The sequence below is a fragment of the Methylobacterium sp. 174MFSha1.1 genome (assembly GCF_900116815.1).
Classification (GTDB): Bacteria; Pseudomonadota; Alphaproteobacteria; order Rhizobiales; family Beijerinckiaceae; genus Methylobacterium.
Genome location: NZ_FPCB01000025.1, coordinates 102,475 through 123,735 on the forward strand (window position 1 = coordinate 102,475; position 21,261 = coordinate 123,735).

The 21,261-nt window shown below is 70.6% G+C and carries 19 protein-coding genes and 1 pseudogene; 4 read left to right on the top strand and 16 right to left on the bottom strand.

Going from position 1 to position 21,261, the window contains the following annotated elements:
• Positions 1-6 precede the first annotated feature (6 nt).
• On the top strand, positions 7-1,503 hold the full coding sequence (locus BM430_RS21770; protein ID WP_093569334.1) for a CoA-acylating methylmalonate-semialdehyde dehydrogenase: 1,497 nt from the start codon (positions 7-9) through the stop codon (positions 1,501-1,503).
• Between the two features lie 429 nt (positions 1,504-1,932).
• Here the strand turns inward: BM430_RS21770 and BM430_RS34170 are convergent, their stop codons facing one another.
• A complete protein-coding gene (locus tag BM430_RS34170) occupies positions 1,933-2,403 on the bottom strand; it encodes a hypothetical protein (RefSeq protein WP_143132098.1) in 471 nt (156 codons plus the stop codon).
• On the opposite strand from BM430_RS34170, the gene BM430_RS21780 reads away from it, so the two are divergent.
• Positions 2,372-2,839, top strand: a complete 468-nt coding sequence (locus BM430_RS21780) for a GGDEF domain-containing protein (protein WP_093569336.1) — start codon at positions 2,372-2,374, stop codon at positions 2,837-2,839. The genes BM430_RS34170 and BM430_RS21780 overlap by 32 nt on opposite strands.
• A 147-nt stretch (positions 2,840-2,986) precedes the next feature.
• Here the strand turns inward: BM430_RS21780 and BM430_RS21785 are convergent, their stop codons facing one another.
• The 14 genes and pseudogenes from BM430_RS21785 to rimP all read right to left on the bottom strand — a co-directional run.
• Positions 2,987-3,799 (bottom strand): ATP-binding cassette domain-containing protein, encoded by an 813-nt coding sequence (locus BM430_RS21785; RefSeq protein ID WP_093569337.1) that lies wholly within the window; start codon positions 3,797-3,799, stop codon positions 2,987-2,989.
• Positions 3,796-4,650, bottom strand: a complete 855-nt coding sequence (locus BM430_RS21790) for an ABC transporter ATP-binding protein (protein ID WP_177303134.1) — start codon at positions 4,648-4,650, stop codon at positions 3,796-3,798. Before BM430_RS21790 ends, BM430_RS21785 begins: the two co-directional genes overlap by 4 nt.
• Positions 4,650-5,498: an ABC transporter permease gene (locus tag BM430_RS21795; protein WP_093569339.1), complete on the bottom strand. Its 849-nt coding sequence runs from the start codon at positions 5,496-5,498 to the stop codon at positions 4,650-4,652. The genes BM430_RS21790 and BM430_RS21795 overlap by 1 nt, the downstream gene beginning before the upstream one ends.
• A complete protein-coding gene (locus BM430_RS21800) occupies positions 5,495-6,439 on the bottom strand; it encodes an ABC transporter permease (RefSeq protein ID WP_093569340.1) in 945 nt (314 codons plus the stop codon). Before BM430_RS21800 ends, BM430_RS21795 begins: the two co-directional genes overlap by 4 nt.
• Before the next feature lie 229 nt (positions 6,440-6,668).
• Positions 6,669-8,189 carry an ABC transporter substrate-binding protein gene (locus BM430_RS21805; RefSeq protein WP_093569341.1) on the bottom strand — a complete coding sequence of 507 codons (1,521 nt, stop codon included), beginning with the start codon at positions 8,187-8,189 and terminating at the stop codon, positions 6,669-6,671.
• Between the two features lie 124 nt (positions 8,190-8,313).
• Positions 8,314-9,225: a LysR family transcriptional regulator gene (locus BM430_RS21810; protein WP_093569361.1), complete on the bottom strand. Its 912-nt coding sequence runs from the start codon at positions 9,223-9,225 to the stop codon at positions 8,314-8,316.
• A gap of 239 nt (positions 9,226-9,464) precedes the next feature.
• Positions 9,465-10,070, bottom strand: coding sequence for a hypothetical protein (locus BM430_RS21815; RefSeq protein ID WP_093569342.1), 606 nt, complete (start codon positions 10,068-10,070; stop codon positions 9,465-9,467).
• Between the two features lie 159 nt (positions 10,071-10,229).
• Complete coding sequence (locus BM430_RS21820; RefSeq protein WP_093569343.1) at positions 10,230-10,655, bottom strand: acyl-CoA thioesterase; 426 nt, start codon at positions 10,653-10,655, stop codon at positions 10,230-10,232.
• A 209-nt stretch (positions 10,656-10,864) separates the two neighbouring features.
• On the bottom strand, positions 10,865-11,890 hold the full coding sequence (truB, locus tag BM430_RS21825) for a tRNA pseudouridine(55) synthase TruB (RefSeq protein WP_093569362.1): 1,026 nt from the start codon (positions 11,888-11,890) through the stop codon (positions 10,865-10,867).
• 104 nt (positions 11,891-11,994) lie between these two features.
• Positions 11,995-12,426 (bottom strand): 30S ribosome-binding factor RbfA, encoded by a 432-nt coding sequence (gene rbfA / locus BM430_RS21830; protein ID WP_093569344.1) that lies wholly within the window; start codon positions 12,424-12,426, stop codon positions 11,995-11,997.
• 165 nt (positions 12,427-12,591) lie between these two features.
• Positions 12,592-15,609, bottom strand: a complete 3,018-nt coding sequence (infB, locus tag BM430_RS21835; RefSeq protein WP_093569345.1) for a translation initiation factor IF-2 — start codon at positions 15,607-15,609, stop codon at positions 12,592-12,594.
• 114 nt (positions 15,610-15,723) lie between these two features.
• A complete protein-coding gene (locus tag BM430_RS21840) occupies positions 15,724-16,503 on the bottom strand; it encodes an RNA-binding protein (RefSeq protein WP_093569363.1) in 780 nt (259 codons plus the stop codon).
• A 26-nt stretch (positions 16,504-16,529) separates the two neighbouring features.
• Positions 16,530-18,257 carry a transcription termination factor NusA gene (nusA, locus tag BM430_RS21845; RefSeq protein WP_093569346.1) on the bottom strand — a complete coding sequence of 576 codons (1,728 nt, stop codon included), beginning with the start codon at positions 18,255-18,257 and terminating at the stop codon, positions 16,530-16,532.
• A gap of 72 nt (positions 18,258-18,329) precedes the next feature.
• Positions 18,330-18,926 (bottom strand): annotated as a pseudogene (gene rimP, locus BM430_RS21850) (ribosome maturation factor RimP); the annotation flags it as partial.
• 355 nt (positions 18,927-19,281) lie between these two features.
• Between rimP and BM430_RS21855 the strand changes: the two are divergent.
• Together BM430_RS21855 and BM430_RS21860 are read left to right on the top strand one after the other, a co-directional pair.
• Entirely contained in the window at positions 19,282-19,638 is a 357-nt protein-coding gene (locus tag BM430_RS21855; protein WP_093569348.1) for a nucleotidyltransferase domain-containing protein, read from the top strand.
• The gene (locus tag BM430_RS21860; RefSeq protein ID WP_093569349.1) at positions 19,613-20,089 is read left to right on the top strand and encodes a HEPN domain-containing protein; all 477 of its coding nucleotides are present in this window, start codon (positions 19,613-19,615) and stop codon (positions 20,087-20,089) included. The genes BM430_RS21855 and BM430_RS21860 overlap by 26 nt, the downstream gene beginning before the upstream one ends.
• Positions 20,090-20,182: 93 nt before the next feature.
• Here the strand turns inward: BM430_RS21860 and urtE are convergent, their stop codons facing one another.
• Complete coding sequence (gene urtE, locus BM430_RS21865; protein WP_093569350.1) at positions 20,183-20,878, bottom strand: urea ABC transporter ATP-binding subunit UrtE; 696 nt, start codon at positions 20,876-20,878, stop codon at positions 20,183-20,185.
• Positions 20,879-21,261: the final 383 nt, after the last annotated feature.

Here is a 21,261-nt window from a genome sequence, read left to right on the forward strand (position 1 = left end):
AGAAACATGACCACCATCGGACACTTCGTCGGCGGCGCTCAAGTCGCCGGCCGCTCGGGCCGCACCGCGCCGGTCTTCAACCCGGCCACCGGCGAGCAATCGGGCAATGTCGCGCTGGCCAGCGCCGACGAGGTCGGGGCGGCCGTCGCCGCCGCCCGCGCCGCCTTTCCGGCCTGGGCCGCCACGCCCCCCTTGCGCCGCGCCCGCATCCTCAACAAGTTCCTGCGCTTCCTCGAGGAGCGCATCGACGAGCTCGCCGCGGTGATCACCGCCGAGCACGGCAAGGTGCTCTCCGACGCCAAGGGCGAGATCCAGCGCGGCATGGAAGTGGTCGAGTTCGCCACCGGCGCACCGCAGCTCCTCAAGGGCGAGATCACCGAGAATGTCGGCACCCGCGTCGACAGCAGCGCGATCCGCCAGCCCCTCGGCATCGTGGCCGGCATCACGCCGTTCAACTTCCCCGCCATGGTGCCGATGTGGATGTTCCCCGTCGCGCTGGCCTGCGGCAACTGCTTCATCCTCAAGCCCTCCGAGCGCGACCCCTCCGCCGCTCTCGTCATGGCCGAGTGGCTGAAGGAAGCGGGGCTCCCCGACGGCGTGTTCTCGGTGGTCCAGGGCGACAAGGAGGCGGTCGACGCCCTCCTGCACCACCCCGACATCTCCGCCGTGTCCTTCGTCGGCTCGACCCCGATCGCGAAGTACATCTACGAGACCGCGGCGCGGACGGGGAAGCGCGCCCAGTGCCTCGGCGGGGCCAAGAACCACATGGTGGTGATGCCCGACGCCGACATGGACCAGGCGGTCGACGCCCTGATGGGCGCCGCCTACGGTTCGGCCGGCGAGCGCTGCATGGCGATCTCGGTGGCGGTGCCGATCGGCGAGGAGACCGCCGACCGGCTGATGGAGAAGCTGATCCCGAAGGTGCGCGCGCTGAAGGTCGGCCCCGGCACCGATCCGGAGGCCGAGATGGGCCCGCTCGTCACGGCACAACACCGCGACAAGGTGAAGGGCTACATCGACCGCGGCGTCCAGGAGGGCGCCGAGCTGGTGGTCGACGGGCGCGGCCTGACGCTGCAGGGCTACGAGAACGGCTACTTCGTCGGCGGCACCCTGTTCGACCGGGTGACGCCCGAGATGACGATCTACAAGGAGGAGATCTTCGGGCCGGTGCTGGCCGTGGCGCGCGCGCCCGACTACGCGACCGCCGCGCGGATGATCAACGAGCACGAATTCGGCAACGGCACGGCGATCTTCACCCGCGACGGCGACGCGGCGCGGGAATTCGCCCACCAGATCCAGGTCGGGATGGTCGGCATCAACGTGCCGATCCCGGTGCCGATGGCGTTCCACTCCTTTGGCGGCTGGAAGGCGTCGCTGTTCGGCGACCACCATATGCACGGGCCGGAAGGCGTGCGGTTCTACACCCGGCTCAAGACGATCACGACCCGCTGGCCGACCGGCATCCGCGCCGGCGCCGAGTTCGTGATGCCCACCATGCGCTGACCGACGCGCGGACGGGCGGGCCGGCCCCGCCCGAGATCGAATCAGGGACCGCGCCCCGCGCGGTCCCTTTTTTCGTCCGCGGCCGCCGGGGATGCGGGCGCGCGCCTCGCGGGAAACGGCCGGTCGAGGCTCGCAGCGTACGCGAACGAGCGATTTTCGTCGATACGACACCATGTCTTCGTGGCGTCTTTGTGCACTGCGATCGTGCGATTGCTTCCAAGCACAAACACCGGATACCGTCGCCGGCTGATAAATTTGTTTTTTAATTGAGCGATATTCCAATCGGTTTGCGATGTTAACTTTTGCGGTTTTGACGATATCGCCATCCCTAGTCTTGTGCAAAAAATCGACTTGCGTTATATCCCCAAGGGAAAGTCGAAGACGACAGACATCGTCTCGGCCCGGTCCTCGTTCAGGACCTGGACTGGCTCACCGTTCTGCTGAATTCGGGATCCGCGCCTCATGGTCTCCATCAGCCCGGTTCTCGATCTCCTGGCTGTGAGCGTCGCGCTGCTCTCCCTCGCACCGCTCCGGGACGTCGCGCGGCTGGCGCGCGAGCCGGCGGCGAAGCGGGCCTGGCAGGCCCTCCTGGCGGCGGTGGCGTTCTGCATCCTGCTCGTCGCCGTCAAGGCCGTCCGGGGGTTTCATCATCCCCTCGACACCGCGACCGCGCTGCAGCTGATCCTCCAGCTCGTCGGTGCCGCGATCATCACGACCTTCGCCCAGCTGGCGCGCCGGACGGCCCTCGACGTCGTCCGCCTCGCGCGGTTCGAGGCGCAGGCCCTCACCGACGGGCTGACCGGGCTCGGCAACCGCCGCCTGTTCACCGAGCGCCTGGAGGAGGAGACCGCCCGCGCCCGGGAGACCGGTGCGCCCCCTGTCGCTGGTCGTGCTCGACATCGACCATTTCAAGCGGGTCAACGACACCTACGGCCACGCGATCGGGGACGTGGTGCTCAAGCACGTCGCCGACGCGGTGATGGCCGGGATGCGCAACGCCGACACGGTCTGCCGGATCGGCGGCGAGGAGATCGTGATCATCATGCCGCGGATCGACCCCGCCCAGGCGGCGGAGATGGCCGACGCCTTGCGCGCTGCGGTGGGCGCGATGGCGGTATCGGTCGGCGACGGCCGCTCGGTCGCCGCCACCGTCAGCCTCGGCTTCGCCACGCGCCAGCCCGAGGAGGGCGGAGAATCCCTCTTCCGCCGCGCCCGACGCCGCGCTCTACGCGGCCAAGCGCGACGGTCGGGACCGGGTGATCCTCGCGGCCTGACGCTCGGCAGGCAGCCTCCGCGCAGAAAAAAGGCCGCCCTTGCGAGGCGGCCCGAAGTCTAGGGAGGAAACGCCCAAGAAGGGCAGCACCGCCGCGACGCCATCGCCGCGGTGCGTGAAATCGATTTCACACATCGCGGCGCCGATCGCAAGCGCCGGAATGGAGGGGCCGCCATGCGTCAACCACATGACGCATAGTCATCCCTCCCCTCACGCCCGGCGGCGCCTCTGGCCCAGCACCGCCAGCGTCGGCTCGGCGGCGAGCAGGGTGCGGGTGTAGTCCTCGCGCGGGTGGTCCAGCACCTCACGCACGGAGCCTTCCTCGACCAAGCGTCCGGACTGCATCACGCCGACCCGGTCGGCGATCTCGTCGACGACGCCGATATTGTGGGTGATGAACAGGACGGTCAGGCCGTGGCGGTCGCGCAAGGACAGGATCAGGCGCAGGATCTGGGCCTGGATCGACAGGTCGAGGGCCGAGACCGCCTCGTCGGCGACGACGAGCTTCGGGTTGGTGATCAGCGCCCGGGCGATGGCAATGCGCTGGCGCTGGCCGCCGGAGAATTCGTGCGGATAGCGCTCGGCGGCGCTCGGCGGCAGGCCGACATCCTCCAGAGCCCGGGCGACCAGGGCGGCGCGGTCGCGGCCGCGCGGCGCGTCGTCGAGGAGGTGGAGCGGCTCGGCGACGATGCGCCCGACCGAGTGGCGCGGGTTGAGCGAGCCGTAGGGGTCCTGGAAGACCATCTGGAAGTCGCGGCGCTTGCGCGCCAGCGCCTTGGGCGTGAGCGCGAACAGGTCGTCGCCGCCGAGCCGCACCGTGCCGCCGGTCGGCCGGTCGAGGGCCATGACGATCCGCGCGAGGGTGGACTTGCCGCAGCCCGATTCGCCCACCACCGCGAAGATGCTGCCGGCCTCGACGTCGAGGCTCACGCCGTCGACCGCCCGCAGATGCCGCGTGATGCCGCCCTTGCCCCGAAGCGCGTAGTCGCGCGTCAGGTTCTCGATCGAGAGGAGCGCGGTCATCGGGCCCCTCCCGCGGCGCGGCGCGGCTCCCCGCCGGAATTCCCCTCGCCCGACCCTGTCTCCCCGAGGCCCGCCCGGGCGCGGCGCGGCAGGGCGGCGATCAGGTCGCGCGTGTATTGCGCGGTCGGGTTGCGCAGGACCTGCTCGGTCGGCCCCTCCTCCACCGCGCGCCCCCGGCACATCACCAGGGTCCGGTCGGTGCTGCGGGCGATCACCCCGAGATCGTGGCTGATCAGGATCAGGGACAGGCCGAGATCGGCCACCAGCTCGTCGAGGATGTCGAGGATCTCCTTCTGCACCGTCACGTCGAGGGCCGTGGTCGGCTCGTCGGCGATCAGGAGGTCGGGCTTGAGCGCGAGCGCGATGGCGATGCCGACGCGCTGGCGCTGGCCGCCGGACATCTCGTGGGGATAGCTGTCGATGCGCCGGGCCGGATCGGGGATCCGCACCCGCTCGAGGAGGCGCAGGGCCTCGGCCCGAGCCTCGGCGCCGCCGACGTCGCGGTGCAGGCGGATGCCTTCCGCGATCTGCTGGCCCGCGGTCATCGCGGGGTTGAGCGCCGTCATCGGCTCCTGGAAGATCATGCCGATGCGCCGGCCGCGCAGGGAGCACAGCTCGCGCTCGCGCATCTGCAGGATGTCGCGGCCCTCGAGCAGGATCTCGCCGGAGGTGCCGGCGCTCTTCGGCAGGAGCCCGATGGTCGCGAGAGACAGCATCGACTTGCCGGAGCCCGATTCGCCGACGATGCCGAGGCTCTCGCCGCGGCCGACCGCGACCGAGACGTCGTCGACGACGCGGACCGGGCCGTTAGGCGCCGGGAAGGCGATGGAGAGGTTGCGGATCGCGAGCATCACGAGGCCTGCCGGCGGCGGGGGTCGAGGCGGGCGGCGAGCCCGTCGCCCAGGAGGTTGAGGCCGAGCACCGCGGCCGCGATGGCGAGGCCGGGGGCGAGCGCCAGGTGGGGGGCCTGGAGCAGGTAGGTCTGCGACTCCGCCAGCATCCGCCCCCAGGTCGGAGCCGGCGGCGGCAGTCCGAGACCGAGGAAGCTCAGGCCCGCCTCGGTCAGGATCGCCATGGCGAGCTGGATCGTGATCTGGACGATGACCTGGCCGGCGATGTTGGGCAGGACGTGCTCCAGGGTGATGCGCGGAATGCCCTTGCCGGCCATGCGGGCGGCCATGATGTATTCCCGCGCCCAGATCTGCATCGCCGCGCCGCGGGTGACCCGGGCGAAGACCGGGATCATGAACACCCCGATCGCCACGATGGCGGTGAGCGCGCCGGGCCCGAGCAGCGCGCCGAGCATGATCGCCGACAGGATCGGCGGCAGGGCGAACAGCGCGTCGCAGATCCGCATCAGGATCGCGTCGCAGGTGTGGTTCGCGGCCGCCGCGACGCCGGCGAGCGTGCCGAGCACCGCCCCGACCGCCACCGCCGCGAAGGCGGTGGTGAGGGAGTTGAAGGCGCCGCGCATCAGCATCGAGGCGACGTCGCGCCCCAGGTGGTCTGTGCCGAGCAGCCCCGAGACCAACGGCCCCTTGAGCTTCTGGAGGATGCGCATCCGGGCCGGATCCTCGGGGGTCCAGACCAGGGAGGTGAGCGCGATCCCGACGAGGAGCGCCGTCAGGATGCCGCCGACGAGCAGGGTGACGCTGCCGGGGCGCCAGCCGCCCCGGAGCTTCAAGGCGAGGGCGGTCATGCGCGCTTCCTCAGGCGGGGATCAACGACCGTGTAGAGCAGGTCGACCCCGAGATTGACCACGATGACGATGGTGGCGAACACCATCACGACGTTCTGGATCACGATCAGGTCGCGCTGCGCCAGGGCCTGCCAGGCGAGCCGGCCCATGCCGGGCAGGGTGAACACGTTCTCGACCAGCACCGCGCCGCCGATCAGGAACGAGATCTGCAGGCCCAGCATGGTGATGACCGGCACCAGCGCGTTCGGCACCGCGTGGCGCCACAGGGCGCGGGAGACCGAGGCGCCCTTGGCCCGGGCGGTGCGCACGAAATCCTCGTTCATCACCTCGACCACCGAGGCCCGCGTCACCCGGGTCAGCACCGCCGATTGCGGGATGGCGAGCGCCAAGGCCGGCAGGAGCAGGGCGCGCAGGGCCGATCCCGGCGCGTCCCAGCCCGGGAAGCCGCCGGCCGGCAGCCAGCCGAGGCCGAGCGCCACCACCATGATGAGCAGGAGCCCGATCCAGAAGTTCGGTACCGCGATGCCCGCCTGCGCATAGAGGGTGGCGGCGCCGTCGGCGACGCCGCCAGGCCGCGAGGCCGCGGTGACCCCGAGCGGCAGGGCGATGCCGACGGCCAGCAGCACCGCGAGCCCGGTGAGCGGCAGCGTCACCGCCAGCCGCTCGCGGATCAGCGCGCCCACCGGCACGCCGTAGGTGTAGGAGGTGCCGAGATCGCCGCTCGCGAGCCCGCCGAGCCAGCGCAGGTAGCGGAGGATGGCCGGGGCATCGAGGCCCATCTGGGCGCGGAGCGCCGCCAGCGTCTCGGGCGTCGCCGAGGTGCCGAGCATCGCCGAAGCCGGATCGCCCGGCACGATCTCCATCATGCAGAAGACCAGGATCGAGATCAGCAGGAAGGTGACCGCGAAGCCGGCGGCGCGACGGGCGAGGTGCCTCAACATGGGGTGGGTCTCAGCATCGGAAAAACTGGACTTTTACTGTGCTGTACGCGGCAAGAACTAGCCGCGGGATCCCCTCTCCCGTGTGGGAGAGGGGTAGGGGTGAGGGTGACACGCTGCCGGATTAAACCCTGACTATTGAGCTGCCAGCATCTCGCTCAGCGCTTTACACTGAAGCGTGTCACCCTCACCCCCGGCCCCTCTCCCACACGGGAGAGGGGAGTCGCGGTACCTACTCCGTCCAGCGCACTTCCGTCAGGTCGTTCGACGGCACCGGCTCGTTTTTCCAGAACCCCGTGAGCTTGGCCTTCCACACGCTGAGCTTCGGCAGCACGAACAGGAACAGGGCCGGCACGTCGTCGGCCAGGATCTGCTGCGCGTCGCCGTAGAGCTTCAGCCGGGTCGCCTCGTCGGTCGCCTGCGCGGCCTGCGTCACGACCTCGTTGAAGGCCGGGTTCTTGTAGCCGAAGTAATACGGATCGTTGGAGTAGATCGCGATGTCGAGCGGCTCGGCATGGGCGATGACCGTCATGTCGAAGCTGCGGTCGCGCATCACCTCCTGCACCCACTTGGCCGGGAACTCCGTCGGCACGATGCTCATCGTGACGCCGACCTCGGAGAACATCGCCTGCAGGATCTCGGCGGTGCGGGTGGCGTAGGCCATCTGCGGCGACTTGAAGGTGAAGGTCAGGCCCTTGGCGTAGCCGGCTTCCGCGAGCAGCGCCTTCGCCTTCTTCGGGTCGTAGGGATAGACCCCCGTCAGGTCCTTGTAGCCCGGGTCGTTGGGCGTGTAGTGGCTGCCGATCGGCGCACCGTAGCCCGAATAGGCGCCCTCGATCAGGAGCTTGCGGTCCACCGCCATCATCAGCGCCTGGCGCACGCGCTTGTCGGCGAAGGGCTTGCCCGCATTGTTCATGCCGGCCACGACCTTCATCTCGGTCAGGCCCGGCTCGGCCTTGAACGCCTTGTCCTTCTGGAAGGCGCCGTAGAGCTCGGGCGCCGGCAGGAGCGGGTAGGCGTCGACGTCGCCGGCGCGCAGCGCCGCGGCGGCGGCCTGGGGATCGCCGATGAAGCGGAACGTGACCTTGTCGAGATGGACCTTGCGGGCGGCATCCCAATGGTCGGGGCTGCGCGCCAGCTCGACCCGGTCGCCCTTGCGCCAGGCGGCGAAGCGGAACGGCCCCGTGCCGACCGGATTGCTTTTAAGGCCGTCGCGCGACTTCGGCTCGACCATCACCGCCGCCGGCAGGCCGAGCCAGAACAGCAGGTTGCCGGAGGGCTTGGAGAGCGTCAGGACCAGGGTGGCGGGGTCCGGCGCCTTGACGTCGGCGATGACCGCGTAGAGCGCCTTCTGCGGGTTGACCGAGCCCGGCGCCCGGATCGCGTCGAGGGCGAACTTTGCGGTGCCGGCGTCGAAGGCCTCGCCGTTGTGGAACTTCACGCCTGGCTGGAGCGCGAAGGTGTAGGTCAGGCCGTCGGGCGAGACGGTCCAGCTCTTCGCCAGCTGCGGCTGCACCTTGCCGTCGCGGTCGACCCGGGTCAGGCCCTCGAACACGTTCTGCCACACCACCTGGCCGATCACGGTCGGGGCGGCGCTGGTCGGGTCGAGGCCCGGGGGCTCGACCGGCATGCCGAGGACGAGGTCGGTGCGCGGGGCGGCCAGGGCGGCACCGGCGAGCCCCGGCAGGGCGAGCGCGGCGAGAAGGGCGCCCGTCAGCAGGCAACGACGGGGAAAGCGCGTGCGTGAGACCATGGAACCCCTCGATTGGCGTTGGAACCGGCCGCCTCTGCCGTGCGGCTTTCCGGTTCCGCTAGGAGATCAGTATTTTTGGTGTGGCCGCAACAGCGATCTGTTGCGCACCCCGTAGCCGAAACCGCTACACCTCGCCATCTGCGTGGAAACCGGGCATGTGCTGCTCCAGAACCGCCACCAGCCTGGCGGCGGCGAAGGAGAGCGGCCGGTCCTTCAGGTGCGACAGGTCGAGATGGGTGCGCACGCGCAGGTCGCGAAAGGGCCGCGTCGCCAGCGTGCCCGCCGCCTCGTCGCGGCGCACGGTGAAAGGCGGGAGGACCAGCACCGCCCGGCCGCGCCGGGCGAGCTCGAGCTGGATCTCGAGGGCGCTGGTGGTGAAGACCGGATCGAGGGCCGGCAGACCGGCCTCGCGCATCTGCCCGTCGAGGGCCTGGCGCACCCCGAAGGTCGCGTCCGGCACCGCCACCGGGTGGGCGAGGAGGTCGCGCGGGCCGACCTGCAGGCGGTCGGCGAGGGGATGATCGGGCGCCATGATGGCGGCGTGGTCGACCGGCGCGCGGCAGCGCACGACGATCTCGGCCTGCTGCGGCGTGAACAGGGTGACGGCGAGGTCCGCCTCCCCGTCGGCGAGCGCCTGCATGGTGCGCCCGACGCTCGCCACCACCACCTCGAAGCGGACGTCCGGGTAGCTCGCGGCGAAATCCGCCAGCGCCGGCACCAGCAGGCCGGAGGCCGCCGCCCCGCTGGCATAGACCGTGACGCGGCCCGCCCGCAGGCCCTTGAGATCGTCGATCAGGGTGCGGACGTGGTCGAGCTCGCGCAAGCTGCGGGCCGAGCGGGCGGCGAGCAGCTCGCCGGCGGCGGTGAGCCGGATCCCGGTCGGGTCGCGCTCCACCAGGGGCGCGCCGAAATGGTATTCGAGGTTCTCGATCTGGCGGCTGATCGCCGTCGGCGCGATGCCGAGCTTCTCCGCCGCCCGCCGCATCGAGCCGTGCCGGGCGAGCTCGTTGAAGTAGATCAGGGCCCGCAGCTGCACGGCACGCACCATCCCGAGCATCATTCCGCCGGCCGCCAGACGGCCGGTGCCGAGGTGGTCACCGGTTCGGCGGCGAACATAATGCGAGAACAAGAAGCTCAGCGGAGTTGCACGGGGCAGCTCCGCTGCGCGGTCGACAGGCCGTCGCGGCGGCCCGCCGCATGGAGTACGGCGCGGCGGGGCCGGCGTCCACGCCTCTCCGGTGCCTCCCCCGCACGATGCCCGTGCCCGCCAGTCCGTCAGCGGGTCGGCGCCTCCTCCATGAGCGCGGCCAGTCTCAGGTCCCGCTCCGACAGGTCGCCCGCGGGGCGGATCGGGATCAGGCCGTGCCTCCGGTACAGGGCCGTCAGGAACGCCCACTCGCGGAGCACGATCGCGTAGATGCCGCGATAGATGAAGTTCTTGACCGCGAGCTCCCGGGCCGCCGCCTCACCGAGGAGGTCGCCGGCCGCCGCGACCTCCAGGTAGTTCACGACGACGTGGAGATACGAGGAATGCTCGTTCTCCGCTCCCTGCGGGAAGCCGATCGGCATCGAGGGAACCGCCTCCCGGATCGACCGCCAGATCTCGCGCCAACCGGACGGGTTGGTGTGCGAGTACCACGTCGCGTACCAGTGCATCTGCTCGTGCAGATAGGTGCACAGGATCGCCGGCTCGGCCCAGAGGCTGGTGTTCAAGGTCAGCACCGGGTGGCTGTAGGCCGGCCCGGTCGGGGCGATCCTGATTCGCCGCGTGTATTCGTAGCGGCCGAGATCGTGGGTCGCGCGGAGCTTGACCAGCGCCGCCCGGACACGCTCGGCGGAGGCCTGCGCCATGGACAGGTCGATGTCGATGCGATCGTCCATGTGCGGCCTCCCCGGGTCGGTACGCGGCCGTCCGGGGACGACTCGATGGCTGACCCATGGTAAGGTTCATTCCGCCCGCCGTCGATATCGCGCGGCGGCCCCGTCGGTCGGGGCGACCGGACGCGTCATCCCCGGCAGGGGTTCGACCGGTGCGTCCCCTCAGGCCCTCTCGATCACCAGCCGCGCCGCCGCCTCGCCGGCCGCACCCAGCGGCGCCGGCCGCCGCGTCTCCTTCGACAGGAGCACGCAGACCGATTCCGCCTCGCCCGCCACGACGTCCCCGGTGAGGATGCGGTGGTGGAAGCCGAGCGAGGTGCGGCCCGCGCGGGCGAGCCAAGTCGCGGTGCGGACCCGGCCGGGATAGTGCAGCTCCGCCCGGTAATCGATGACGAAGCGGGCGATGACGAAGAAGGTGTCGGAGGTGAGCAGCGGGGTCAGGTGGGTTGCGAAGAACTGCACCCGGCCGCTCTCGCAGAAGGCGGCGAAGACCGCGTTGTTGACGTGGCCGTTGGCATCGGTGTCGCGGTAGCGCAGGACGTCCTCGCTCCACAGCACCCGCGGATCGGCCTCAAGCCCGTCGGTCATCGCCCCCTGCCCTCTTCCCTCGGAGCCTGTTTGACTGATTGGCAGCTCCTATCCCACACACAACCTCATCCTGAGGTGTCCTTCGATTGAAGATCGACGGACCTCGAAGGAGGCCTCCTTCGAGGCTCCCTTCGGTCGCACCTCAGGATGAGGTCGCGGGTGGGACGATCAGTTTCTCACGGTGCAATCTTTGCACATCACACAGGCTGTCAGCCGTTGCGCGGGGCGGTGCCGCCGAGATGGAACACCCGGTGCGGAACGAGCTCGCCCCGCTCGACGTCGCCGACCGCCACGAGCACGCCGCCGCAGGTCGCGTAGGCCTTGCCCTCGGTCGGCGCGTCGCGGCCGCGCAGGATCACCGGCTGGCCGCGCATCAGCCGCATCGCCATGTCGCGGGAGACCGGCACGTGGGGCACGGCGTCGAGGGCCGTCTCGACCGGGCGCAGGAGAGCGGCGTTGGCCTCGGCCTCGGCGGCCTCGAGCGCCCCGATGGTGCAGGACTGGTCCTCGGCGAAGGGGCCGACGCGGGTGCGGCGCAGGGCCGAGACGTGGCCGTAGCAGCCGAGCGCCCGGCCGAGGTCGCGGGCGATGGCCCGCACATAGGTGCCCTTGCCGCACTCGGCCTCGATCACGGTGCGCTCGGGCGTATGGGCGACGATGGCCAGCCGGTCGATCTGCACCGGCCGGGCGACCAGCTCCACCACCTCGCCGTCGCGGGCGAGGTCGTAGGCGCGCTCGCCCTGGATCTTGATCGCCGAGTAGCGCGGCGGCACCTGCTCGATCGCGCCGACGAAGCGCGGCAGCATCGCCTCGACCTGCTCCTGAGACGGGCGGTCGTCGGAGGTCGCGACCGGGCGCCCTTCCGCGTCGTCGGTGTCGGTCTCGACGCCCCAAGTGACCGAGAAGACGTAGGCCTTGCGGCCGTCCATCACGAAGGGGACGGTCTTGGTCGCCTCGCCGAGCGCGATCGGCAGGATGCCGGAGGCGAGCGGGTCGAGGGTGCCGGCGTGGCCGGCCTTCTTGGCGTTGAGGGCGCGCTTGACCGCCGCGACCGCGTGGGTCGAGGTCATGCCGACGCCCTTGTCGAGGATCACCCAGCCGCTGATCTCGCGGCGCTTGGGCCGGTCGCCCGGCGGGCGGCCGCGGCCGCGGGGCCGGTCCTGACGGGGGGCTCCGTCACGCGCGGGGCGGGTCGCCTGCGGCGCGGGGGGCTCTGCGGGCTGATCCTCGTGCATCGTCATCCTGTGTCCGTTGTCGAACGGCGGTCGCCGCGGGACTTGTCGCCCGCGTTCGTCCGTGCCGATCCTGTAGGGTCTCAAGTCTTCACCCGGGCGGGGGTTCACCGGCCCGGGGAGGCGTCCTCGTCCTCGGCATCCGGCTCGGACCCGAGGTCGCGCTGGACCTTGTCGCTGCGCAGGAGCGCGTCGATGCGCGCCGCCTCGTCGAAGGTCTCGTCGCGGCGGAAGCGCAGGTCAGGGGCGAATTTCAGCGCCACCCGGCGGGCCACCTCCTGGCGCAGCACCTTCTTGTTGCGCTCGAGCGCCTCGATCACCGGGCGCTCGTCCATGCCGCCCAGCGGCATGACGTAGGCGGTGGCGAGCTTGAGGTCCGGCGACATGCGGACCTCCGGCACCGTGATCACGTGCTGGCTCAGCACCGGATCCTGGATGTCGCCGCGGCTCAGCACCTCGGCGAGGGCGTGCCGCACGAGTTCGGCCACGCGCTGCTGGCGCTGCGAGGGGCCTGCGGATTCCTGGGGTTTGCGCACCATCGTCTCTCCGGGCTCGGACCGGGCCGCGGGGCGGCCATCTGGCCTCCAGGCCCACGCGGCTGTCGTCTTATGAACCGACGAGCCCGGGACGCTGGCGTCCCGGGCTCGCAGTATTCTTGGCGGCCGCCGCCATGACGGCGGACGGCCGATGGCAGCGGGCTCGCGTCAGAGCGTGCGACGCTCCTCGTGCACGATGTAGCACTCGATCACGTCGCGCGGACGCATGTCCTGGTAGTTCTCGAAGGCCATGCCGCATTCCTGGCCGGCCGACACTTCCTTGGCGTCGTCCTTGAAGCGCTTGAGCTGCGAGAGCTTGCCCTCGTGCACCACCACGTTGTCGCGGATGAGGCGGACATGGGCGCCGCGCTCGACGCGACCGTCCTCGACCCGGCAACCGGCGATCTTGCCCACCTTCGAGACGTTGAAGATCTCGAGGATGCGCGCCTCGCCCAGGCGCTCCTCGCGGAGCGTCGGCGGGAGCAGGCCCGACATCGCCGCCTTCACGTCATCCACGAGGTCGTAGATGATGTTGTAGTAGCGGATCTCGACGCCCGCCCGCTCGGCGGCCTCGCGGGCCTCCTTGTGGGCGCGGACGTTGAAGCCGAACACGACCGCACCCGAGGCCTGGGCCAGGGTGATGTCCGACTCGGTGATACCGCCGACACCCGTGTGCAGGATGCGGGCCATCACCTCATCGTTGCCGAGCTTCTCGAGCGAGCCGGATATGGCTTCGACCGAGCCCTGCACGTCGCCCTTGATGACGAGCGGGAACTCCTTGCGGCCGGCGCCCTCCTTGAGGTCCCGCATCATGTCCATCAGCGTCCGGCCGGCACCGCTGCCGGTGGCCGCCGCGCGCTCGCGCTTCACGCGGGCCCGGTACTCGGTGACCTCGCGGGCCCGGGCCTCGTTCTCGACCACCGCGACGCGGTCGCCCGCCTCCGGCGTGCCGTTGAAGCCCAGCACCTCGACCGGAACCGACGGCGCCGCTTCCTTGGTGTTGCGGCCGGTATCGTCGACGAGGGCGCGCACGCGGCCCCACTCGGCGCCCGCCACCACGATGTCGCCGGTGCGCAGGGTGCCGCGCTCGACGAGCACCGTCGCCACCGGGCCGCGGCCGCGGTCGAGCTTGGCCTCGATCACCGTGCCCTCGGCCGACCGCTCGGGGTTGGCGCGCAGGTCCAGGATCTCGGCCTGGAGGGCGAGGCCCTCCAGCAGCTCGTCGAGGCCGTCCTTGGTCTTGGCCGACACCTCGAATTCGAGGGTCTCGCCGCCCATCGACTCGACCTGGATGTCGTGCTGCAAGAGCTCGGTGCGGACCCGCTGCGGGTTCGCGTCGGGCTTGTCGATCTTGTTGATCGCCACGATCAGCGGCACCTCGGCCGCCTTGGCGTGGGAGATCGCCTCGATCGTCTGCGGCATGACGCCGTCATCGGCCGCCACCACCAGCACCACGATGTCCGTCACCCGGGCGCCGCGGGCGCGCATCGAGGTGAAGGCCGCGTGGCCGGGGGTGTCGATGAAGGTGATCTTGCCGCCGGAGGGCGAGGTCACCTGGTAGGCGCCGATATGCTGCGTGATGCCGCCCGCCTCGCCGGAGACGACGTTGGCGTTGCGGATCGCGTCGAGCAGCGAGGTCTTGCCGTGGTCGACGTGGCCCATGATGGTCACGACCGGCGGCCGCGGCTGGGTGTCGTCGTCGGTATCGGCCTCGTCGAACAGGCCCTCCTCGACGTCGGACTCCGCGACGCGGCGCACGGTGTGGCCGAGCTCCTCGGCGATGAGCTGCGCCGAGTCCGAGTCGATCACGTCGGTGATCTTGTGGATCTGGCCCTGCTTCATCAGCATGCGGATGACGTCGACCGCCCGCTCGCTCATCCGGTTGGCGAGCTCCTGGATGGTGATCGTCTCCGGGATGACCACCTCGCGGGCCAGCTTCTCCTTCTGCTCCACCTGGCGGTGGCCGGTCAGGCGCTGGTTGCGGCGGCGGAACGAGGCGAGCGAACGGGTGCGCTCGTCTTCGCCCGAGGTCGCCGTCGCGATGGTCAGGCGGCCGCGGTTGCGGTCGCCGCCCGGCGATTTCGGCGTCTTGGGCGGGGTGATGACCTTGAGCGGCATGCCGGGACGGCGGATGACCCGCTTGGTCTCGGCCTCCTCCTCCGCCGCGGCCGGGCGGCCGGTGGCGGGGCGCGCGGTGGCACCCGTCGCCGGCTTGGCACCGGCCGCGGGCTTGGCCGCCGTGGGCTGCTCGGGCTTGACGGGCTCGGGCTCCGGCTTCGGCGCCGGGCGGGCCATGAAGTTCAGGTCGCGCGGCTTGCGGGCATCGGCCGTCAGCGTGCGGCGCGGCTCGGCCGGGGCGCTCGGGCGGGTGATCCCGGTGCTGGGGGTCGCCGGGCGGGTGCCCGCGGGAGCCGCCGGACGCGCACCGGCCGGAGCGCCCGGACGGGCACCGGCGGCGGCAGGACGAGCGCCGGGCGCAGCCGGACGAGCACCCGCAGCGGTGGCGGGACGCGCACCGGCCGGAGCGGCAGGACGGGCCGCAGCCGGAGCCGGAGCCGCCGGGCGCGGGGCCGCAGCGGCCGGGGCAGCCGCCGGCGCCTCGGGGGCGACCGGAGCGGGCGCCGGAGCCGGAGCCGCGCGGGCGGCCGCATCCTCCTGGGCGCGGCGCTCGGCCTCCTCGGCGGCACGGCGCTTGCGCGCATCCTCCTGGCGGCGACGCTCCTCTTCCTCGCGCTTGCGGGCCTCGGCGGCCTCGCGCTCGCGGATCTCGGCGGCCTCGCGCTCGGCGCGGCGCTGCGCCTCCTCGACGGCGCGGCGGCGCTCCTCCTCCTCGCGACGCTTCGCGTCGACGAGGGCGGCCATGCGGGCGCTCTGCTCCTGATCGCTCAGGGTGCGCAGCACGACGCCGGAGCGCGAGGCGCCCGGGCGGTCCTGGCGCGAGGCGCCCGGACGGCCGCCCTGCCCCTGGGGAGCGGAGCGCGCCTGGCTCGGTGCGGATTCCTTCGGCGCAGCCGGGGCCGGCGCGCCGCCGGGGCGACGTTTCACCGTCTCGACCACGACCGACTTGGAGCGGCCATGGGAGAAGCTCTGGCGCACCGTGCCCTGCTCGATCGGACGCTTCATCGACAGCGTCTTGGCGGGACCGGTATGCAACGTCTTGTCGCCCGGATTCTTCGTCTCACTCATTCAGTTCAGACCCTGGGGGTTCTCGTCCGTCCCGGGACCCGGCCTCCCGGTGGCCGCCTCCCATCGTGTTCCCGGGAGCGCACCCAGCAACCGGGCCGATCCCATTCGATTCACTCAACCACCGGCCTCCGGGGGGCCGGTCCGCAGCGATGTTCCACCATCCTGGACAGCGTCCGGGAGCGCCGCGTCGGAGTCTGACGACTCCGTTCCGGCACGTCCCGACGTCGCCGTCCCGCCGCGGAAGACGTGGAGCCGACGCCAACGCGCGAGCAAGCCGGCAGTGCCGGCTCCCGCGACGAGGGCAGCGTGTATCACATGATCCCGGCCCAAGGCCATGTCCAATTCTTCACCGGACAGGTCGTCGAGCACCGGGATCCTCGATATGGCATCGCCATAGCGCCTTCGCAATGCCTGGGCGAGCTTGCGGCGCCCGTCCGGGCTCGCATCGCTGGCATGAACCAAGGCCTTGACCCCGGTCGGGCTGTCCACGGCACTCTCCACCTTGGTGAAGCCGGTGACGACGCAGCCCGCCTTGTTCGCAAGCGAGAAACCCTGACGCAGGTCCTCGCGCAACCCCGCCTCGATCACATCGGCGAGATCGGCCGCCACGCGGGCGTCCTTCTGCCGGAAGGCGCGCTGGAACAGCCGCTTCTTCACCGCCTCCTGCACCATGGCCCGGGTCGCCGTGACCCAGGCGCCGCGGCCGGGGAGCCGGGCGCGCAGGTCCGCCACCACCTGGTTGTCGGGGCCGAGTGCGAAGCGGATCATCCGATCGGGATGGCCCGCCTCGCGCGTGACCAGGCAGGTGCGCTCCGCGTTGGCGCGACCGCGCCCGGCGCCGGCGTCGAGGACGTCCGGCGGCAGCGCGTCCGCATCCTGGGTGTCGGCCTGCATGGTCGCGTCCATCCTCGCGTCGCGCCTCAGGTCGGCTGCCGCTCGGCGGTCGCGGCGGCATCCTCCTCGACCGGTACGGTCTCGGACTCGTCACCCTCGTTCCCGCCCTCGGCGTGCTCGGTCCCGGACTCGTCGCCCTCGGCCTCCTCACCCTCGAACTCCCCGCCCTCGATTTCCTCGCCCTCCTGCACCTCCTCGGGCGGGGGCGCCTCGATCCAGCCGGCATGGACGCGGGCGGCCATGATCATCGCCTCGGCCTCGGCGCGGGAGACCTCGAACCCGTCGAGATAGCCGGCATGGCGCACCGCCTCGGGGCCGCGGCCTTCGGTGTAGCCGACGAGGTCGTCGGTGGCGCAGCCGGCGAGGTCCTCGACGCTCTTCACGTCGTTCTCGCCGAGGGCGACCATCATCGGGGTGGTGATGCCGTCGATGTCGCGCAGCTCGTCGGCGACGCCGAGCTCGATGCGGCGGGCATCGTTCTCGGCCTCGATGCGGTTGAGGTAGTCGAGGGCCCGGGCCTGGATCTCGGCGCCGGTCTCCTCGTCGAGGCCCTGGATGTTGGCGAGCTCCGTCGGCTCGACATAGGCGATCTCCTCGACGGAGCGGAAGCCTTCCGCGGCGAGGAGCTGGCCGACCGTCTCGTCGACGTCGAGGGCCTGCATGAAGGTGTTGGTGCGCTCGACGAACTCCTTCTGGCGGCGCTCCGATTCCTCGGCCTCGGTCAGGATGTCGATGTCCCAGCCGGTGAGCTGGGAGGCGAGCCGCACGTTCTGGCCGCGGCGGCCGATGGCGAGCGACAGCTGGTCGTCGGGGACCACCACCTCGATGCGATCGGCCTCCTCGTCGAGCACCACCTTGACCACCTCGGCCGGCTGCAGCGCGTTGACGATGAAGGTCGCCTGGTCCTGCGACCACGGGATGATGTCGATCTTCTCGCCCTGCAGCTCGCCGACCACCGCCTGGACGCGGGAGCCGCGCATGCCGACGCAGGCGCCGACCGGGTCGATCGAGGAATCGCGCGAGATCACCGCGATCTTGGCGCGCGAGCCGGGGTCGCGGGCGACCGCCTTCACCTCGACGATGCCGTCGTAGATCTCCGGCACTTCCTGCCCGAAGAGCTTGGCCATGAATTGCGGGTGCGAGCGCGAGAGGAAGATCTGCGGCCCGCGCACCTCGCGGCGGACGTCGAACAGGTAGGCGCGGATGCGGTCGCCGGGGCGGAAGGTCTCGCGCGGGATCGACTCGTCGCGGCGCACGATGCCCTCGCCGCGGCCGAGATCGACGATGACGTTGCCGTACTCGACGCGCTTGACGAGGCCGTTGACGACCTCGCCGATGCGGTCCTTGTACTCGTCGTACTGGCGGTCGCGCTCGGCGTCGCGGACCTTCTGGACGATGACCTGCTTGGCCGACTGGGCGGCGACGCGGCCGAAATCGAACGGCGGCAGGGTGTCGGAGATCACGTCACCGACCTGGGCGGCCGGGTTGTGGCGGCGGGCCGCCGGCAGGTCGATCTCGCGGGCGTCGTTCTCGACCTCGTCCACCACCAGGAGGTGGCGCGACAGGCGGAGCGCTCCGGTGCGGGGGTCGATCTCGGCGTGGACGTCGGTCTCGGCGCCGTAGCGCGAGCGGGCGGCCTTGGCGATCGCCTCCTCCATGGCGCCGATCACGATCGAGCGGTCGATGACCTTCTCGCGCGCGACCGCCTCGGCGATCTGGAGAAGTTCGAGCCTGTTGGCGCTGACGACGGCCATCGGATCAGTCCTTCCTGGTTTTTTGGTTCGTTACGGGTCTGGGGCGTGGCTTCAGTGGGTGACGGAGGGGCTCGCGCCCTCGTCCTCGTCATCCTCCTCGTCGTCCTGCGGCGGGGCCGAGCCGCGCCGCAGGGATTCGCGCACCAGGGCATCGGTGAGGACGAGGTGGGCCTCGCCGATGTCGCGCAGCGGAATGTCGTAGGAGGATGGCAGGCCCTCTTTGACGTCGGGCAGGTCGATGCGGACCGTGTCTCCTTCCGGCGCCCGGATGATGCCGCGGAAGCGCTTGCGCCCGTCGAGCGGCATCGCCAGCTCGACCTTGGCCTCGTAGCCGGCCCAGCGGGAGAAGTCCCCCGCCCGCACCAGCGGCCGGTCGATCCCCGGCGAGGAGATCTCGAGGTAGTAGGCGCCGCCGATCGGATCGTCGACGTCGAGGATCGGCGAGATCGTGCGGCTGACGGTCTCGCACTCGTCGACCGACATGGTGCCGTCCGGCCGCTCGGCCATGATCTGCACCGTGCAGCCGTTCTGACTGGAAACCTTCACCCGCACGAGGCGGAAGCCGAGGCCCTCGATCGCGGGCTCGATGATCTGCGCGACGCGCGCGGCAACACCGGTCTCGGTGATGAGGCGCTTCTCGGCCGGGTTCTGGTCTGGGGCGTCGGTCATGGGTGTCTGTGCCGCGGCTCCCCCGAGGGGCGCCCTTGAGGGGAGGCAATCTGGCGTTCGGCTCGCGCCCGGGGAGGCATCGCGGCAATAAAAAAGAGCGGGCCCCGGGGGGACCCACTCCCGCACCGCAGCCTCACCGGCCACGAACAGAACTGTTGATCGGGGAGATAATCCGGGTGCGGGCGGAATGCAAGGTGGTCGGCGGCCTGTGCCGGACGCAGGTTCGGAATATGAAAGCTTGACGGCACGTCCGTCGAGGCACGGTCCCGGATCGCGCCTCGACCTCTCGTCCGAGCCCATGCCCGGTGACGACGAGCCGGACGCTTGCTAAGATGGGAAGCCTGAGGATCGAACGATGACCACGCCGGCATCCGTCGCGGAACTCGTGCCCGCCACGGCCGAGTATCCCGCGCTGAAGACGCTCCTCGAGCGGATTGAGGCCGTCTACGCCCCGGAAGACGTGCTGCTGTTCGGCAGCCGGGCGAAGGGCACCGCGGATCCGGACAGCGATTGGGACCTTCTGGTGGTTCTGCCCGACGACGCCGACGAGCGCCTGCTCGACCCGCTGCTCGGCTACGAGACGCAACGGGGGTCGGGGGTCTACGCGGACGTGCTGTGCTCTCTCAAGAGCGAGTTCCTATCGGATCTGGCCGTCGCGAATTCGCGGACCCGGGACATCGCCGGGCATGCCGTCCGTGTCTTCTCCCGCTAGTCTTCACATCGCCAACCATCTTAGGCTCGCAGACCGCGACCTCAAGGACGCGGTCATTCTGCACAAGTGCAGAAGTAGAAACGACGCCTACCATCTGGAGCAGGCGGCAGAGAAGCTGCTCCTCGCTCTTCTCACCTCGGAAGGAGAGCACGTCCAGGTCAAGGACGTCCACATCCTCGACCGTCTGGCCGACAGACTTCCCGAGGACCATCCCCTCCGGACCGCAATGCAGGGGTTGGGTTACCTCAAGACGTACGCCACGGCGTTCCGATACCCCAAATCCGGCGGTCGGCTGCCGACGACGATTCCCGACCACAAGTTCGATCTGGCTTCGAGCGTTCTCCGTCGCCTGATCGATGCCAGTGCCGAGCACTTCCAGGTCGATCTGAACGCGAGTGACGATTTTCCTGCGGAAAACCCGAAACCTATGCGCCGTAACAGCAGACTCTGAAGGCGGCCTTGGCGCTCGGAACGTGATCGCGGGTCGAAGGCGAGCCCCCGGGCCCGATCATGCTGGCGCAGGCATCCTCGAAGCCGCCGCCCGTCACACCGACAACCACCGCCGCACCTGCGCCTCGACCATCCCCGAGCGCGGCCCCGCCTCGACCACTTGGCCGCGATCCATCACCGCGTAAGTGTCGCAGAGGTCGCGGGCCCATTCGAAGTACTGCTCGACCAGCACGATCGCCATGTCGCCCTTACCGCGGAGATAATCGATCGCCCGGCCGATATCCTTGATGATCGAGGGCTGGATGCCTTCTGTCGGCTCGTCGAGGACGAGGACGCGGGGGCGGGTGACGAGGGCGCGGCCGATGGCGAGCTGCTGCTGCTGGCCGCCCGAGAGGTCGCCGCCGCGCCGCCCCAGCATGTCCTTGAGGACGGGAAAGAGGTCGTAGATCTCGGCCGGCACGTAGCGGCCGGCGCGCTTGCAGGGGGCAAAGCCCGTCTCGAGGTTCTCCTTCACGGTGAGAAGCGGGAAGATCTCGCGGCCCTGCGGCACGAAGGCGATGCCCTGGCGGGCGCGGTCGTAGGGCGCCAGCCGGCTGATGTCGCGCCCGTCGAGCTTGACCGCGCCCTTCGACACCGGCTGCTGGCCGACGATGGCGCGCATGAGCGACGTCTTGCCGACGCCGTTGCGGCCGAGCACCGCGGTGACCTTGCCGAGTTCGGCCTGGAGCGAGACGCCGCGTAGGGCCTGCGCCGCGCCGTAATGGAGATCGATGGTCTCGACGGAGAGCATGGGAGAATTCCTCGGAGCCTGCGCGGCTCGCCCGACGGAGTTGCCACCCTCCACGTCATGTATGGACGGCCCCCGTTTCGCAAGGGTTTGTGAGCATCGGTTTGAGCCAGTCGGTTCAGGAGCAGTCATGTATCCGGCCTCTGATGCCGTCGTGCCGCCGCGGTTGATGCGACGAGGACGACGGCGGGCCACCAAGGGGTGCGCACAAGCGTTCCTTGCGAAGAACCAGGCTCCCAACATCCCGACGCGCTGTGACGCGCGATGACGTGGCGGAGTGTCCTGGTCCCAGGTCCCTCATCCTGCTCTGGCCTTGGCCGTGCTTACAGCTCCTTGCTCACCGAAGGTCGCGTCCCGCCGCTCCTCAAGCGGCGGCGGGACGCGAC

Bases quoted from the DNA above. Each gene is read 5' to 3' on its own strand.
- BM430_RS21770 (WP_093569334.1), top strand. From the start codon at position 7: ATGACCACCATCGGACACTTCGTCGGCGGCGCTCAAGTCGCCGGCCGC.
- BM430_RS34170 (WP_143132098.1), bottom strand. From the start codon at position 2,403: ATGTCGAGCACGACCAGCGACAGGGGGCGCACCGGTCTCCCGGGCGCG.
- BM430_RS21785 (WP_093569337.1), bottom strand. From the start codon at position 3,799: ATGACCGCGCTCCTCTCGATCGAGAACCTGACGCGCGACTACGCGCTT.
- BM430_RS21790 (WP_177303134.1), bottom strand. From the start codon at position 4,650: ATGCTCGCGATCCGCAACCTCTCCATCGCCTTCCCGGCGCCTAACGGC.
- BM430_RS21795 (WP_093569339.1), bottom strand. From the start codon at position 5,498: ATGACCGCCCTCGCCTTGAAGCTCCGGGGCGGCTGGCGCCCCGGCAGC.
- BM430_RS21800 (WP_093569340.1), bottom strand. From the start codon at position 6,439: ATGTTGAGGCACCTCGCCCGTCGCGCCGCCGGCTTCGCGGTCACCTTC.
- BM430_RS21805 (WP_093569341.1), bottom strand. From the start codon at position 8,189: ATGGTCTCACGCACGCGCTTTCCCCGTCGTTGCCTGCTGACGGGCGCC.
- BM430_RS21815 (WP_093569342.1), bottom strand. From the start codon at position 10,070: ATGGACGATCGCATCGACATCGACCTGTCCATGGCGCAGGCCTCCGCC.
- BM430_RS21820 (WP_093569343.1), bottom strand. From the start codon at position 10,655: ATGACCGACGGGCTTGAGGCCGATCCGCGGGTGCTGTGGAGCGAGGAC.
- truB (WP_093569362.1), bottom strand. From the start codon at position 11,890: ATGCACGAGGATCAGCCCGCAGAGCCCCCCGCGCCGCAGGCGACCCGC.
- rbfA (WP_093569344.1), bottom strand. From the start codon at position 12,426: ATGGTGCGCAAACCCCAGGAATCCGCAGGCCCCTCGCAGCGCCAGCAG.
- infB (WP_093569345.1), bottom strand. From the start codon at position 15,609: ATGAGTGAGACGAAGAATCCGGGCGACAAGACGTTGCATACCGGTCCC.
- BM430_RS21840 (WP_093569363.1), bottom strand. From the start codon at position 16,503: ATGCAGGCCGACACCCAGGATGCGGACGCGCTGCCGCCGGACGTCCTC.
- nusA (WP_093569346.1), bottom strand. From the start codon at position 18,257: ATGGCCGTCGTCAGCGCCAACAGGCTCGAACTTCTCCAGATCGCCGAG.
- BM430_RS21855 (WP_093569348.1), top strand. From the start codon at position 19,282: ATGACCACGCCGGCATCCGTCGCGGAACTCGTGCCCGCCACGGCCGAG.
- BM430_RS21860 (WP_093569349.1), top strand. From the start codon at position 19,613: ATGCCGTCCGTGTCTTCTCCCGCTAGTCTTCACATCGCCAACCATCTT.
- urtE (WP_093569350.1), bottom strand. From the start codon at position 20,878: ATGCTCTCCGTCGAGACCATCGATCTCCATTACGGCGCGGCGCAGGCC.